Annotated in this window: 10 protein-coding genes; 1 reads left to right on the top strand and 9 read right to left on the bottom strand. The window is 54.3% G+C overall.

Annotation, left to right across the window (positions count from 1 at the left end; all coding sequences use genetic code 11):
- Nucleotides 1–31: 31 nt before the first annotated feature.
- The 9 genes from gltB to ABA45_RS03630 form a co-directional block, all read right to left on the bottom strand.
- Nucleotides 32–4,480, bottom strand: a complete 4,449-nt coding sequence (gene gltB, locus ABA45_RS03670; protein ID WP_048384371.1) for a glutamate synthase large subunit — start codon at nt 4,478–4,480, stop codon at nt 32–34.
- 220 nt (nt 4,481–4,700) lie between these two features.
- Nucleotides 4,701–6,311, bottom strand: coding sequence for an SPOR domain-containing protein (locus tag ABA45_RS03665; RefSeq protein WP_048384370.1), 1,611 nt, complete (start codon nt 6,309–6,311; stop codon nt 4,701–4,703).
- 25 nt (nt 6,312–6,336) lie between these two features.
- Entirely contained in the window at nt 6,337–7,428 is a 1,092-nt protein-coding gene (aroB, locus tag ABA45_RS03660) for a 3-dehydroquinate synthase (protein WP_048384369.1), read from the bottom strand.
- Entirely contained in the window at nt 7,421–7,987 is a 567-nt protein-coding gene (gene aroK, locus ABA45_RS03655) for a shikimate kinase AroK (protein WP_014869998.1), read from the bottom strand. The genes aroB and aroK overlap by 8 nt, the downstream gene beginning before the upstream one ends.
- A 139-nt stretch (nt 7,988–8,126) precedes the next feature.
- Nucleotides 8,127–10,244 (bottom strand): type IV pilus secretin PilQ, encoded by a 2,118-nt coding sequence (gene pilQ, locus ABA45_RS03650; RefSeq protein ID WP_048384368.1) that lies wholly within the window; start codon nt 10,242–10,244, stop codon nt 8,127–8,129.
- Nucleotides 10,244–10,816: a pilus assembly protein PilP gene (locus tag ABA45_RS03645; protein ID WP_048384367.1), complete on the bottom strand. Its 573-nt coding sequence runs from the start codon at nt 10,814–10,816 to the stop codon at nt 10,244–10,246. The genes pilQ and ABA45_RS03645 overlap by 1 nt, the downstream gene beginning before the upstream one ends.
- A gap of 2 nt (nt 10,817–10,818) precedes the next feature.
- Nucleotides 10,819–11,430: a type IV pilus inner membrane component PilO gene (pilO, locus tag ABA45_RS03640; protein ID WP_048384366.1), complete on the bottom strand. Its 612-nt coding sequence runs from the start codon at nt 11,428–11,430 to the stop codon at nt 10,819–10,821.
- The gene (locus tag ABA45_RS03635; protein ID WP_048384365.1) at nt 11,427–11,993 is read right to left on the bottom strand and encodes a PilN domain-containing protein; all 567 of its coding nucleotides are present in this window, start codon (nt 11,991–11,993) and stop codon (nt 11,427–11,429) included. Before ABA45_RS03635 ends, pilO begins: the two co-directional genes overlap by 4 nt.
- Nucleotides 11,993–13,057, bottom strand: coding sequence for a pilus assembly protein PilM (locus ABA45_RS03630; RefSeq protein WP_048384364.1), 1,065 nt, complete (start codon nt 13,055–13,057; stop codon nt 11,993–11,995). The genes ABA45_RS03635 and ABA45_RS03630 overlap by 1 nt, the downstream gene beginning before the upstream one ends.
- 193 nt (nt 13,058–13,250) lie before the next feature.
- Between ABA45_RS03630 and ABA45_RS03625 the strand changes: the two genes are divergently transcribed.
- A complete protein-coding gene (locus ABA45_RS03625; protein WP_048384363.1) occupies nt 13,251–15,788 on the top strand; it encodes a penicillin-binding protein 1A in 2,538 nt (845 codons plus the stop codon).
- Nucleotides 15,789–15,850: the final 62 nt, after the last annotated feature.

The following is a 15,850-nucleotide window of genomic DNA, read 5'->3' as shown; positions in this document are numbered from 1 at the left end:
TTGAGTGTCAACGGGCGGGCCCTCGCTGGCTTTATTCCGGGCGCGCCCGGGTATTGGCCAGCAGGCTGCTCAAGTTTGCGGCCTTGGGCTTCACCAGCCAGAACCGGCCAATGTAATCGTCAAAATTCGCCAGCAGTTGCTGACCCCACTCACTGGCAGTCTCCGCAATGTGTCCACGAATAACACTGCGCAGGTGGTTGCGATAAGCTTCCATACTTTCACTGGAGATTCGCTGTATCTCCACAAGCTCATGGTTGTATTTATCAACAAAGGTATTGTCTTGGTCCAGCACATAAGCAAAACCACCGGTCATACCTGCACCAAAGTTATGTCCAGTTTGACCCAACACCGTCACCAGGCCGCCCGTCATATATTCACAACAATGGTCACCGGCACCTTCTACCACCGAATGGGCGCCGGAATTGCGCACGGCAAAGCGTTCGCCGGCCGTACCTGCCGCAAACAAATTGCCGCCGGTAGCACCATACAGACAGGTATTACCGATAATCGCAGTTTCCCGAGCCTCAAAAACACTGCCGCGGGGGGGGTAAACCACCAGCTTGCCGCCGGTCATGCCTTTGCCCACATAATCGTTGGCGTCGCCTTCTAATATCAGGTTCAGGCCGGCGACGTTCCACACACCAAAGCTCTGACCAGCCGTACCGGTCAAATCCAGCGTAATGGGGGCGTCTGCCATACGTTGGTTGCCATGCAGAGCGGCTATTTCACCCGACAGCCGCGCACCAATAGAGCGGTCACAATTAGTGACTCGATAACTCCAGGCACCACCGCTCTTGTTATCGATGGCACTGCGAACGTCGCTGAGCATTTTTTCCGCAAGCGTACCCTTATCAAAGGGTTCATTGCGCGGAACCTGGCAGGTTTGCGGTTTATCCGCTGGAATCTGATCGTTGTTTAACAAGCGGTTCAGGTCCAGTTTGCGCTGGCGCTCGGTATCACCCGGCAGACGCACCAAAAGGTCTGTGCGGCCGACCAGCTCCTGCAAGGAGCGCACTCCCAACCGTGCCATCCATTCACGGGTTTCTTCCGCTACAAACCGGAAGAAGTTCATAGCCATTTCCACCGTGCCTTTGAAGTGTTCACCACGCAGATGCTCATTCTGGGTTGCCACACCTGTGGCACAGTTGTTCAGGTGGCAAATTCGCAGGAATTTACAACCCAGCGCTACCATCGGCGAGGTGCCAAACGCGAAGCTCTCGGCACCCAGAATGGCGGCCTTTACCACATCCAAACCGGTTTTTATGCCACCGTCGGTTTGCAGGCGAACTCTGCCACGCAAATCATTGGCTCGCAGCGCCTGCTGAGTTTCCGCCAGCCCCAGTTCCCAGGGCGAACCGGCGTAGCGGATTGACGTCAATGGGCTTGCCGCCGTACCGCCGTCGTAACCCGACACCGTAATCAGATCCGCATAAGCTTTCACAACGCCCGCTGCGATAGTGCCCACACCAGGCTCAGACACCAGCTTCACCGACACTAACGCTTGCGGATTAACCTGCTTTAAATCAAAAATCAGCTGCGCCAAATCCTCGATAGAATAAATGTCGTGGTGTGGTGGCGGCGAAATCAACGTTACGCCCGGCACCGAATAACGCAAACGAGCAATCAGCGCGTTCACTTTACCGCCTGGAAGCTGTCCACCCTCACCCGGCTTAGCGCCTTGGGCAATCTTAATCTGCATAACGTCGGCGCTGCGCAAATATTCAGCGGTAACGCCAAAACGACCTGAGGCTACCTGCTTTATTTTTGAACGTTTTTCGTTGCCATAGCGAGCCGGGTCTTCGCCGCCCTCACCGGAATTAGAGCGTCCACCCAGAGTGTTCATGGCCACCGCCAGGGCCTCATGGGCCTCTGGCGACAGTGCACCCAGGGACATCCCCGCCGAATCAAATCGAGTGAAAATCTGCTCTACCGACTCAACTTCGGCTAAGTCCACCGGCTGTATGCCTTCGCGAAACCCGAGCAGGTCCCGCAGGGTAGCCACCGGCCGATGATTAACCAACCCGGCGTACTCCTGATAATGGCGATAGTCGCCACTGGTGACGGCATCTTGCAACTTGGCCACAATATCCGGATTGAAGGCGTGATATTCCTGACCGTGCACGTACTTCAGAATGCCGCCCGGTGATAGTGGCTTGCGCGGCTTCCACGCCAGCTTGGCCAGCTGCTCCTGATCGTGCTGGAAGTCATAGAAATCGGCGCCCTGAATCCGGCAGGGCACGCCCTTGAAGCACAGATCAGCCACTTCATCGGCCAGACCGATGGCCTCAAACAGCTGGGCTCCGCGATAGGAGGCAATGGTGGAAATACCCATTTTAGATAGAATTTTCAACAGGCCTTTGTTAATACCCTTGCGGTAGTTATTCTTGGCATCGACAGGGTCCACCAGCATTTCGCCGGTACGAATCAGGTCATTAAGTACCTGATACGCCAGATATGGGTAAACCGCTGTAGCGCCAAAACCGAACAGCACCGCAAAATGGTGAGGATCTCGCGCCCAGCCCGTTTCTACCACAATGTTGGAGTCGCAGCGTAAGCCCTGAGCGACAAGATGATGGTGCACGGCACCGGTGGCCATGAGCGCGTTGACTGGCAGGTGGCCCTGTTGCAGGCCGCTGTCACGCAGAAGGATTTGCGATTTGCCATCACGCACTGCTTGTTCTGCAGTAGCGCACACCCGCCTGATTGCCTGCTGAAGACCTTCTTCCGGGGTATAGCTCAGCGCAATCGATGCGACTGCAAAACCGGGACGGTCATTCACCAACATACGCTGGAATTTGGCCGGCGACAGAACCGGGGTATTTAGAATCACTCGGTCGGCATGCTCAGCTCCTTCCTCGAACACATTGCGCTCGGCGCCCAGGCACGTTTCTAGCGACATCACGATGGCTTCACGCAACGGATCAATGGGAGGATTGGTAACCTGAGCGAACTTTTGGCGGAAGTAATCGGCCAAGTGACGCACTTTACTGGACAGCACGGCCATTGGCGTATCGTCGCCCATGGAACCTACTGCCTCCTGACCGTTTTCGCCCAGAGGACGGAGTACCTGGTCGCGCTCTTCAAATGACACGTTAAACATCTTTTGGTGAACCAAAAGTTCGTCCGAGCCAAGCAGCTCGAAATCCGGGGCGTCCTGATGCAGAGTCGACTCTACCCGCAGAGCGTTTTCCCGCAGCCAACGTTTATACGGCTGAGCCGTTTTCAGACGTTGATCGATATCGCGGGTGTGAAGAATCTCGCCGGTTTCTGTGTCAATGGCCAGCATCTGCCCGGGGCCAACACGACCCTTGGCTACTACGTCATCCGGCTTGTAACCGTAGGTACCGATTTCCGAGGCGACGGTGAGAAAATCGTTTGTGGTATGTACCCAGCGCGCCGGACGCAGACCGTTGCGATCGAGCATACACAAAGCGTAGCGACCGTCAGTCAATACCAAGCCGGCAGGGCCGTCCCAAGGTTCCATGTGCATGGAGTTGTATTCGTAAAAGGCGCGCAGGTCTGCGTCCATGGTGTCTACGTTTTGCCATGCCGGCGGTACCATCATCCGCGCAGCGCGGAACAGATCGACACCCCCGGCCAGCAGCAATTCCAGCATGTTGTCCATGCTAGAGGAATCGGATCCGGTCAGGTTAACCAGCGGTTGCAGCGTTTTCAGGTCCGGTAGGTGCGGCGAGCTAAATTTGGCTGCACGGGCAATCGCCCAATTCCGGTTACCATCAATGGTATTGATCTCGCCGTTGTGGGCAAGATAACGGAATGGCTGCGCCAGCGGCCAGCGCGGCATGGTGTTGGTTGAAAAACGCTGGTGGAAAACGCAAATGGCAGTCTGCAGATCCGGGTCGTCCAGATCGCGATAGAAATTCGCCAGGTCTGCAGGCATCATCAAGCCTTTATAGGCCAGTGTGCGGTGCGACAAACTGCAAATATAGAATTCACTGTCATCAGCCAGATCACGCTCGGCAAAACGGCGGCCAACAAACAAACTAATGCCAAATTCACTTTCTGGTTTACCCGCAGGCAATACAAACACTTGTTCAATGCGTGGCATACAATCCAGCGCCATAGGGCCCAGGCAAGAAGTATCGACCGGCACATCGCGCCATCCCATCACCTCCAGCCCCTGCTCACACAGACGTCTTTCCAGAACCGCCTTCGCGGCCGTCGCCGGGCCTTCTTCGGAGCTCAGAAACACCTGGCCCACAGCGAACAGATCACCCGGCTCTTTGCCAAACTGCGCACGGGCCACCTTGCGGAGAAAACTGTCAGGGCTTTGCAACAACAGCCCGCAACCATCGCCGGTTTTACCATCGGCAGCAATACCGCCGCGGTGAGTCATACACGTTAGCGACTCAATGGCGGTCTGTAGCAATTGATGGCTGGCTTCGCCCTTGGTGTGAGCAATCAGGCCAAAGCCACAGTTATCTTTGAATTCACCGAGTTGGTACAAGCCAGTTGTCATAAGCACAATCTCTCTGTAAAAGCATTTATTATCAACGAGCCACCGAAAATCACACAAATAGCTCTATGACATTTTTAACATAGGTACACCAGTCTACGCAGATGGAAATTCGCTGCTCAAATGGCAATTTAAAATATCTAATGTTATGCACCAGCACGGATCAAAAAAACTAGGGAATTCTGCTGGCGCACCAAAACGAGCCGATTTTGGACATTCAGGACTACAAACTCCGGTTCTCACGCACCCAGGGTTTCCCTGACACTAGGCCAGCGGGAAGAGTTTGAGCCGCCTGCTGTGCAGCATCCTTGCTGGGGTAAATGCCTTGAAAAACCATGAACCACTGCTTACCGTTACGTTCGCCGCGGGTGTATACCATCGCATCTACCTGCGGATAACGACGCAAAATATTCAATGCGGTCTGCTCCAGGTTGCCGGCCACAAGCTGAATGGTCCAGCCACCACTACTGCGGCGCTGCAGCAAGGGCACAAAGCGATCAAGCTTGGCCGGGGTAAAAGCTACCTGAGCAGGCACTGCCTCCACTGCGGTTCGCGGCGAAGGCACAGGTTGGGCTTTAGACACCATTTCCAGCTCCAACTCCAGCTCCGGCTCGACTACTGTTGCGGGTTCGGGCTCTGGATTATCAATAACCTGTTTTCTAGTGGTGTCACCGCCTGTAATAGAGCCTTCGCTTGTCGTTAGCTGGTTGCCTGAGCGCGATATTGACTGCGCCATGGTTTCGGGCTGTATCACCGACTCCCGCTCTAATTTGGGCTCCAAATCATCTGTAGCAACGACCGGCTCTGGTGCGCCCAAGGCCATTGACGACGTTGGCTGCGCTGCTGCGCCTTGCTCTGGTGCTACCTCCGGACCGACAGTTATACTTTTGCGCACGGGCTCTAACGTTTGCGTCTGGGCGCTGGTGTCTTCTTCGCTCATCACTGTGTCGTACTGGCGGGAAACAAACCACCAAGAAGCCGCCAGCAAAACCAGCGCCAGTAACGGCCATCCCAACGTACGCCAGGGCATTTTGGAACGGTGCCGTGTAGGTGCAGCCCTTACTGCCATATCCAGCCATACAGTTGGAGTTATACGTTGGATCGCGCAAAAGTTACCCAAACTGCGGGTATAAATCTGCTTTAAGCGATCTGGGCTTAACAATTCACCGGCATTGCCACCAGCAAGCTTCACCCTAGGCTGCAGATATTCCGCCAGTTCATCCCGGTTTAAAGGCGCCAGTGTAATCTGGTGCACCGTTCCCGAAGCCTGTTGCGCAAGCTCCATCATGCCAGGCAGCGCTTCCGTGCCGGCGAACACCGGTAAAGCGGCCAAACTACGATTGGCGCCCAAAAAACCGTTAAACAAAAGATTCAACAGCTCTGCCGGCGCCTGCTCGGCATTATCGATCAGCAGCACCATGCGCTGGCCTTTACCGGCACGTTGCTCAGACCATTTAAAAAACTGCGACAGGGCAGCCTTGGGACCAGCCTCTAAATCCAGGCAGCGAGCCACTATAGACAAGTCCCGCACCAGTGCCTGAGGGCTACCCAACGCTGCACTACCCAAGCGATGAAATTCCAGCCGAGACGATTCACTGCGCACAAGTTCTGCCAGCAGGCGGGTTTTGCCTAGCCCGGATGGGGCGCTGACCAACACGGCCATGTCGCCGAAACTACTCATCTGACGCAAGGATTCAAGAGCCGATTGGCGCTGCGCGCCGGTAAAAAACGGCGCTTCCATCGCGGAAGGATCTGCCCGCAGACCAAAGCGCTCCTGCAGGCGGGGGAAAAGACCCCCGGCTTCCTGACTGTTCAGATTGTCGTCGTTGACCATGGCGATATCGTCTCGGGCTCTGGGCTCAACGCTGGCAAAAAGCGTTCAGGGTTGCTTCAAGGTTTTTGCGCGCAGTTTTGGCGGTCACAACCGCTTCGCCCACCGCCTGCAGCAGAACCAGCCTGAGCTGTCCATCTACATTCTTTTTATCCACTGCCATCAGCTCTATGAAGTCGTTCGGGCGCATCGCTGCAGGCGCCAGCGGCGGCAATCCGGCGCGGCTGATCAGGCTGTAAATCTGCTGATATTCGGCAGCACTGATCAAACCTTCGCGAGCGGAAAGATCCGCTGCCATCAGCATGCCGGTGCCAACGGCTTCTCCGTGTAACCAATTGCCATAGCCGGCGAAAGTCTCAATAGCGTGGCCGAAGGTGTGGCCAAGATTGAGTATGGCTCTCAGGCCGCCTTCGCGTTCATCAATAGCCACCACTTCCGCTTTGCAGACGCAAGAACGGTAGATGGCCTCTGCGACCTGCAGCGGATTCTTTTCAAGCAAAGATCCAAGATTCTGATCCAGCCAGTGCAGAAAAGGCAGATCGCGAATCAGACCGTACTTGATGACTTCCGCCATCCCGGCACAGACTTCCCGGTCTGGCAGCGTCACCAGGGTACCTATATCAATCAGCACGGCTTGGGGCTGATGGAAAGCCCCGATCATATTTTTACCCAAGGGGTGATTGATCCCGGTTTTGCCACCAACAGAGGAATCCACCTGCGACAGCAGCGTTGTTGGAATCTGGATGAACGCTACGCCGCGCTGGTAACTCGCCGCCGCAAATCCAGTCATGTCCCCTACGACGCCGCCGCCCAGAGCTACCAGAGTCGTCGTGCGATTGTGCCTATGCTGCAGCAGTGCATCAAAAATCAGATTCAGGGTTTGCCAGTCTTTGTGTTTTTCGCCATCTGGCAAAATCACCGAATCCACCTGTTTGCCTGCAAAACAGGCTTTTGCCTGCTCCAGATAGAGCGGGGCCACGGTGTCGTTAGACACAATCATCACCTGACAACCGCCGACATAAGACGTCAAATCATATTGCCCCAACAGCTGCTCGCCAATCAATATTGGATAGCTTCGTTCGCCAAGGTCTACCAAAAGTTTACGGAGTAATTCAGGCATGATGACGACCTTCCTTTCGAATCTGGCGTATGTGACGGGGTGTTTTTGGGTTTAGCAGATTAACCAGTTGGCGCACCACCAATCGCGGGCTTTTGCGATCTGTGTACATAGTGATAGTTGCCAGCTCGGCGTAAATAGGATCACGAATCGCGAATAGGTGGCGCAGCACTGCTTCCGGATCCGCTGTCTGCAACAGCGGACGATTTCGGTCTTTACGGGTTCGTTCTACCTGGTGTTCAACCGATGTGCGCAAGTAAACAATCACCGAATTACGACGCAGTAGTTCATGATTCACGTCGCGCACAACCGCGCCTCCACCAGTCGCCAGAATGATACCGGCCTCGGTGGAAAGCTCGCTCAGCATGGCGGTTTCGCGCTGGCGGAATCCGTCTTCTCCCTCTACATCGAAAATCCAGGGAATGTTGGCACCGCAGCGCTCTTCAATAATTCGGTCGGTATCCAAAAAGCGGTAGTCCAGCTCACGCGCTAGCATACGGCCGATGGTACTTTTACCGGCCCCCATGGGACCCACCAGAATAACTCGCTTGGGCAACAACATAACGTCCGCTCAATAAGGTTCAAGCCGGTCAGAATAGCATAGGGGCGGTCATTCTATAAGAATGTCCGGTTCTGCCGTGGGTTTCACACGCACAAAAAAACCGCCGCTTTTAAGCGGCGGTTTTTTTGTTGCAGATAACTTAACGGACGAGGTCGTTTTTGATGATTTTCGGGGTGATAAAAATCAGCAGTTCGCTACGCAGCTCGGTAGTCTGAGTGCGCTTGAACAACCTGCCCAGGTAGGGAATATCGCCCAAGAACGGTGTCTTAGTGGTGGTTTCGGTGTTGGTCGATTCGAAAATACCGCCCAAAACGATGGTTTCACCGTTGGCGACCAATACCTGAGTTGTCACCGAGTTGGTATTGATGGCCGGGCCGCTGGGGGTGTCTTCGCCACGGGAGTCCTGAGTCACCTCAAGGTCCATGATGATTTTGTCATCCGGTGTAATCTGCGGCGTTACCTCCAATGACAACACCGCTTCTTTAAAGGAAGTGCTGGTGGCGCCGCTGCTGCTGGCTTCCTGATACGGAATTTCCTGACCCGATTTGATCGACGCTGTCTGGCGGTCCGCTGTAACCACTCTGGGCTGGGACACAATTTCCGCTTTGCCATCGCTTTCCAACGCAGACAGTTCAAGGTCTACCAGGAAGTCATTGCTGCCAAAACCAATCGCAAAAGAAGAGGCCCCGTTGCCGCTAACGCCCAGATCTACCGCTAACGCCCCAGGGAAAGTAATCTCTCCAGATCCGCCGTTCGCAGCGCTGCGTGCCTCTTCAACTGCAGATTGTGAGCCACCTACGGAAATTACGTTGTTGCCACTCACGCTGTAAGCTGCTCCGCCCCAACTCACACCCAGGCTCTCGGCCACGTTGGTTTGCGCGCGCACAATCCGGGCTTCAATGGAAACCTGACGAACGGGTACGTCCCAGGTGGACACAAGGCGACGGATCTCGTCCAGTTTTTCAATGGTTTCACGAACACTGATGGTGTTGGTTCGGTCGTCTGAGGAAATGAAACCGCGGCTTGAAATCAGCTCTTGGTCGGCCTGCACCAACGCTACTACTTCGGCCGCTTTTGCGTAATTGACCTGAATGATATCCAAACGCACTGGGGCAAGTTCAGCGATCTGCTTGGTTGTTTCCAGTTCCAGCCGTTCACGAGCAGCGATTTCATCGGCGGGCGCTACCAATAATACATTGCCAATCTGGCGCTTATCCAGGCCTTTGGTTTTCAAAATGAGATCCAGCGCCTGATCCCAAGGCACATTCTGCAAGCGCAACGTGATGCTTCCACCAACGGTATCGCTGGCCACCAGATTCAAACCGGTAAAGTCAGCGATTAGCTGTAGCACCGAGCGAACTTCAATGTCCTGAAAGTTTAGCGAAAGCTTGTCGCCGGAATATGGGAACTTCTCTTCACGGCGGGTTACTGCTTCTTCCTCGCTGAGCCGTTCAACACTCACAGTAAATTCGTTGCCGGACTGGTACGCAATGTAGTCATAGTCGCCTTCCGGACGAATTTCTATAACCGCACCGCCACCCTCAATAAAGGTGTCGATCCGTTGTACCGGCGTGGCAAAATCTGTCACGTCTAAACGGCGACGCAGACGCTCGGGCACAGTTAGGTCCGGCATGGTCAGTCTGATTTTTCCGCCCAGTTCGCTCAGGTCAACTTGAGTCGTCGCACTGGCCAGCCGCACAACCACACGGCCTTCGCCTTGTGCACCGCGACGAAAATCGACGTCTACCAACGCCGCCGCCGCGTCCGCTGCCGAAGCAACCGGGCTGGCACCGTCAGATCCCGAAACGCCACTGGCTACATCTGCGGAATCGCCGCCAATAATCATCACCAACGCGTTATTATTGCGCTGAGTGGTGTAAGGAACCAGCTCAATCAGGTTGAAAATAAGGCGGGTACGGTCGTTAGTTTCAACAACGGTCATGCTTTGCGCATTCCCGCTGCCCAACGGCAAGCTGCGGGCACCAAGGGCACTGGTGGTGTCTTTCAGGTCTACCGCAATACGAGCGGGGCGCTCAATGGTGTAACCCGTAGGTTCAGGCGGTGGGCCGTCAAACTGCAAAGTCACTTCCAGCCGATCCCCGGGTAAAGAAGAAAACGACACATCCTGCAAAGTGGCAGCGTTAGCAAGGCTGGACAGCAACCCAATGGTTACCGCGCAGACAATTACGTTGAGTTTTTTGAACATCGCTAGCCTCGGCTTCAAGCATTTTTGTGCGTTCATGTTGCTGTTATTCATTATGGTGCCGCTCCATCGCTATCACCTTCGTCCAGCGACAGTTGGCGCGGGCGTTCTACCCACCCGCCACGGCCGTCGGGTACAATTTCCAACAGTTCGATGCGGGTCTCGCCTACACCCACAATTCGACCGTAGTTTTTACCGATAAAATTGCCGCTGTTTATACGGTGAATGCCACCACTGCTGTCTTTTAACAAGGCAAACAGCGTGCCTGCACTGTTGCGCAGGGTCCCCACCATGTCCAGGTCTTTCAGATCAAAATTCTCCAGCACTTCACGCGGCCGGTCTATATCCGGCTTTACGTCACTCATCGCTTGCTGTTCCTGCTCGCTGATCATCGTCAGTTGCACGTCGATGGGTGGCTCAAACGGCGAGCGCTGATCTGACGCCGAATAGCTAAAGGCCTCGTAAGCGTTGAACTCCGGCAGAGGTTCGACAAACCCCCGGGGTTTTGCGCGAATTTCTTCCATAAACGCGTCGAGATCGGAAAAGCCGCTGCTCTGCGAACAGGCTGTCAGCGACAATGCCAGGCACAGACCCAGACAGGCTTTTCCGGCATGGTTTACCGTCATGCTCATTCTCCGGCCCGATAGCGATAGGTACGGGCAACAACCTGCATATCCAGCTGATCGCTGTCCGCTCCGATGGGTTTAATCGTCAAATCATGCAGAGTCACGATACGCGGCAAGCTCGCCACGCTGCTAACAAACGTAGCTAGCTCATGGTAAGAACCCGACACTCGAATATTAATAGGCAGTTCGGAGTAGAAGTCCCGCTTCTGCTCCGGCTGCAGTTTCACTTCCTGCAGAGCCAGACCACTACCCAGCGCGGTATTGGTAATGTCTTCCAAAAGGCCTGGCACTTCGGTTTCACTTGGCAACTGACGCACCAACGCACCAAAGGTTTCTTCCATTTCTACCATCTGCGCTTTGAACACGCTAAGGTTAGCCACTTGGAAAGCCTTGCTCTCATAATTCTTGCGCAATTCCAGCTCTGTACTTTCCACCCTGTCCAGTTGCGCAAACTGGTCTTTTATAAAGAACCAGTAGCCGCCACCCATAATCAGACCAAACACCAGCAGTAGCACAATGGCTTTGACCGGTGCTGGCCAGATACCAGCATTGTTCATGTCCAGATCATTGATATCGAATTCGTTCAGGCTTTTCAGCGAGTCCGCAAGGCTCATTGTTTCTCCTCCCCTTCAATACCAGGGGTTTGCTGACTGACGGACAAATTGAACTGACTGTAACCTGCACGGCGGGCATCAGCAGTCGACACGTTGGACAGATTGGGATTTGTAAACCAGTCGGAGTCTTCAAACTGACGCATCAGTGATGAAATCCGGCTGTTAGACTCTGCCATACCCACCAAGTCCAGGCGGTCACCGACCTTCTTCAAATCGCTGAAATACAGGCCATCGGGCACGGTACGCACCAGCTCGTCGAATACCCGCACGATAACCGGGCGCTTGCCCTGCAAATCCTGAATGACTTTCATTCGTGCTAACAGTTCATTGCGCTTACGCTTCAGACTTTCAATTTCCTTGATCTGCTCATCAAGCTTACTGGCCGCTGTTTGAATATAAGCATTGCGGGATTGTTGATAGGCAATGCGGCTGTCTACGTTGTTTTTCCACAAAAACGCCAAGCCGCTTGAAATAATGGCAGCGCTCAGCAGCAGCACCACAAACTGTTTCTGTTTTTCTGCGCGCAGCTCTTCACGCCAAGGCCGAAGATTGATTCTTGCCATTAGTCGAAGCTCCTCATTGCCAGACCACACGCGATCATCAACGAAGGAGCATCGTTACTCAACGCCGACGCATTGACCCGCGAGCTAACAGCCATGTCCGCAAACGGATTGGCTACCAGCGTGGGCGTACCCGTTTTTTCCTCTACCATGTCAACAAGCCCGGGTATTGCCGAGGTCCCGCCGGCCAAAACCACATAATCCACCGAGTTGTACTGGCTGGCGCCGAAAAAGAACTGCATCGCCCGAGCGACCTGCTGCACCACAGCCTCGCGGAACGGGTTCAGCACTTCGGCTTCATAATCATCGGGCAAGCCACCTTGCTTTTTGGCCAGGCCTGCTTCCTCCAGCGACAAACCATAGCGGCGCTGGATTTCTTCAGTTAATTGCTTGCCACCGAACACCTGTTCGCGGGTATACACAGTTTTGCCTTCGGCAATCACGCTCAACGTAGCCATGGTGGCGCCCACATCCATGATCGCCACGACCAGATCGTCGCCGTGGGAGTTCAATTGCGATTCAATCAGTTGATAGGCACGCTCGAGGGCATAAGCCTCTACGTCAACCACTTTGGTAGTCAGTCCGGCAATGTCCAGTGCGTCTTGGCGCACATCAACATTCTCTTTGCGGCAGGCGGCAATCAGTACATCAACCTTATCCGGATTGGCTTCAGAGGGACCTTGTACCTCGAAATCAATCGCGACTTCATCCAGCGGATAAGGAATGTATTGATCTGCCTCCAGGGCGATCTGGTCTTCCATTTCGAATTCATTGATACCGCCATCCATCTGGATCACCTTGGTGATCACCGCGGAACCGGATACGGCAACGGCTACTTGCTTGACGCCAGAGCGGGATTTGGACACCACGCGCTTGATCGCATCACCTACGGCTTCGACATCCGTGATGTTTTTTTCCACCACAGCATTCGCAGGTAAAGGTTCGACGGCATAGCTTTCAACCCGAAAGCGATCGCCCTGTTTTGACAATTCCAAAAGCTTGACCGAGCTCGAGCTTATGTCCAAGCCCAGCACACCACTGGATTTCTTTCCGAAAGATCCAAACACGCGCTCACCCTATAACTGGTTAATTGCAGCCGGTTATGTTCTTTGTATGTTTTTTATTTAAGAGAACTTCTTCTGTTTTGCGATTACAATCCCTATTCTTCTTAACGCAGGGCTTTTGTATCAGCGAAGTAGTCTCCATTCCTAATGCAATGGTTCAAATCATAGACCTATATCCAACTGTTGTCAGAAAAAAATGTCCTATTTGATGCGTACATCTCGTCTTTTCATCTGGTTTTTTCTAACCGGACTGAGTGTCACCCTTGTCCTTGGTTCCGGCTTCTATTTGTATCTTCGGCCTGGCCTTCCCGCCGCGGAGCAGTTATTCGATATAAAACTGCAAACACCGCTGCGGATATTCAGTCAGGACGGCAAATTAATAGCAGAATTTGGTGAAAAGAGAAGGACACCCGTCACAATCGAGCAAGTTCCCGAGCGCCAACTGCAAGCATTTCTCGCTGCAGAAGACTCCCGTTTCTATGAACACTTCGGCGTTGACATAAAAGGTTTGGCGCGGGCCGCACTGGAACTGGCTTCTACCGGCCACATACAGTCCGGAGGCAGCACCATCACTATGCAAGTGGCAAAAAACTACTTTTTGTCGCGGGATCGCACGTTCATTCGTAAATTCAACGAGATTTTGCTGGCCCTGCAAATTGAACGTGAGCTGGACAAAAACACGATACTTGAGCTTTACCTCAACAAAATCTATTTGGGCAACCGCGCCTACGGTATTGCTGCCGCCAGCCAGGTTTACTACAACAAACCCGTGAGCGACTTAACGCTGGCCCAGATGGCCATGCTCGCCGGCCTGCCAAAGGCACCTTCAGCTTTTAATCCCCTAGCGAATCCAAGCCGCGCTCTGGCACGGCGAAACTGGATATTGGGGCGCATGAAAGAGCTTGAGATGATCTCTCAGGACGACTACGAACAAGCCGTTAATGCCGAATTGACAGCCACCTATAACGCCACCGAAACCGAAGTGGACGCCGATTACGTCGCTGAAATGGCCCGCGCTGAAATGGTTCGGCGCTTTGGCGATAACGCCTACACCGATGGCTACTCGGTGACCCTGACCGTTGACAGCGTAAAACAGCAAACCGCCACTGAGGCCTTGCGCCATGGGCTGGAAGCCTATGATCGCCGTCACGGGTTTCGCGGCGCAGTAGGAACTATTGACATCGAATCGTTAGACGCCAACGAGCTCGCCACGGCCTTACGCTCATACCCGAGAACCGGGCTGCTGATTCCTGCTGTGGTGCTGAAAACCGACGACAAGAACGGCACGGCTACACTGCACGCCCGTGTCCTTGGCCCCGTGACCATGACGTTAGACACCATGACGTGGGCTCAGCGTTACCGCACCGAAAACCTGACTGGCCCGACGCCAAAAAAACCGTCAGACGTACTCAGTCCTGGCGATGTGGTTTATGTGAAAGCGCTGAATAACGCGGCTCCCCAAGCCGCCGACGACGGCAGAGCACAACCCCTTACTGACGTCGTGCAAAATGTAGCGCTTTATCAAGTGCCGCGAGTCGAAGGCGCGCTGATAGCCTTAACCGCAGAAACCGGTGCCATTGAAGCTCTGGGCGGCGGCTACAGCTTTGGGCAAAGCAAATACAACCGAGCCATCCAGGCCAAGCGCCAACCCGGCTCCACGTTTAAACCGTTTCTTTACCTGAACGCTCTGGAATCTGGATTTACCCCAGCGACGCTAATTAACGACTCGCCCATCGTACTCGAAGAGAAAGGCCAAGAAATCGCCTGGCGCCCGCAAAATTCATCCGGCCAGTTCTACGGCCCCACACGCCTACGCGAGGCCCTCTATCGTTCACGCAACCTGGTGTCTATCCGTTTGCTGCGCGACCTTGGCATTCAGCCAATGCTGGATTACCTCAAACAGCTAAAAGTACCTACTGCAGACATGCCTTCTAATTTATCGCTGGCACTGGGCAGTGGCTTGCTGTCGCCGATGGAACTGGCACGGGGCATGGCCGTTATTGCCAACGGTGGCTATGACGTAGAACCCTTTCTGATCCGCCGAATTGAAGATGCGCAAGGCACGGCTGTCTTCAACGCACCTGACGTAATTCTTTGCGACAGCGACTGCGGCAACGCCGTTGAAATTGAAAAAACTGGTTTGCAGGACACGGATAACAACGGTGACACAAACGACGATTTCATTGTGACCGAACTGAGCGATGAACCCTTGGAAAGCGTCGTACAGGCGCAAGCCCGACGGATGCCAAGACTGGCCGACGAACGCTCGGTGTACATGTTGCACTCCATGATGCGCGACGTAATCAAACTGGGCACTGGCCGCCGCGCCAACGCCCTGAACAGGGACGATCTTGCCGGCAAAACCGGCACCACCAATGAACAGATAGACACTTGGTTTGCTGGCTTCAACTATCAGCAGGCGGTGATTGCCTGGGTCGGATTTGACCAGCCAGCGCCCTTGGGCCGAAACGAATTCGGCGCCAGTACCGCCTTGCCGATTTGGATCGACTACATGAAAGTCGCTCTGGACCAAACACCCTCTGCGCAAATGCCGCGCCCAAATGGCATTGTGAATGTGCGTATTAATGCAGATACCGGCAAGCGCGCCCGCCCCGGCGAAGAAGGCGTATTCGAACTGTTCCGTGAAGAAGACGAACCCGAGGTCATCAGTGCGGAAGATCGCGGCGGCCTGGGAACTGGCGACACCGACGACATTTCCCGGCAGCTGTTCTAGGCAACTGAGCGCAGCAGATCTGAGTATCGCGGTTGGCCTTAGTAGAGAACCAAGTGCCCACA

The sequence above is a fragment of the Marinobacter psychrophilus genome (assembly GCF_001043175.1).
Taxonomy (GTDB): domain Bacteria; phylum Pseudomonadota; class Gammaproteobacteria; order Pseudomonadales; family Oleiphilaceae; genus Marinobacter; species Marinobacter psychrophilus.
The sequence above is the reverse complement of the archived record's forward strand: the minus strand, read 5'-3'. Positions and strand labels throughout refer to the sequence as shown.

Bases quoted from the DNA above. Each gene is read 5' to 3' on its own strand.
- gltB (WP_048384371.1), bottom strand. From the start codon at position 4,480: ATGACAACTGGCTTGTACCAACTCGGTGAATTCAAAGATAACTGTGGC.
- ABA45_RS03665 (WP_048384370.1), bottom strand. From the start codon at position 6,311: ATGGTCAACGACGACAATCTGAACAGTCAGGAAGCCGGGGGTCTTTTC.
- aroB (WP_048384369.1), bottom strand. From the start codon at position 7,428: ATGCCTGAATTACTCCGTAAACTTTTGGTAGACCTTGGCGAACGAAGC.
- aroK (WP_014869998.1), bottom strand. From the start codon at position 7,987: ATGTTGTTGCCCAAGCGAGTTATTCTGGTGGGTCCCATGGGGGCCGGT.
- pilQ (WP_048384368.1), bottom strand. From the start codon at position 10,244: ATGAATAACAGCAACATGAACGCACAAAAATGCTTGAAGCCGAGGCTA.
- ABA45_RS03645 (WP_048384367.1), bottom strand. From the start codon at position 10,816: ATGACGGTAAACCATGCCGGAAAAGCCTGTCTGGGTCTGTGCCTGGCA.
- pilO (WP_048384366.1), bottom strand. From the start codon at position 11,430: ATGAGCCTTGCGGACTCGCTGAAAAGCCTGAACGAATTCGATATCAAT.
- ABA45_RS03635 (WP_048384365.1), bottom strand. From the start codon at position 11,993: ATGGCAAGAATCAATCTTCGGCCTTGGCGTGAAGAGCTGCGCGCAGAA.
- ABA45_RS03625 (WP_048384363.1), top strand. From the start codon at position 13,251: ATGTCCTATTTGATGCGTACATCTCGTCTTTTCATCTGGTTTTTTCTA.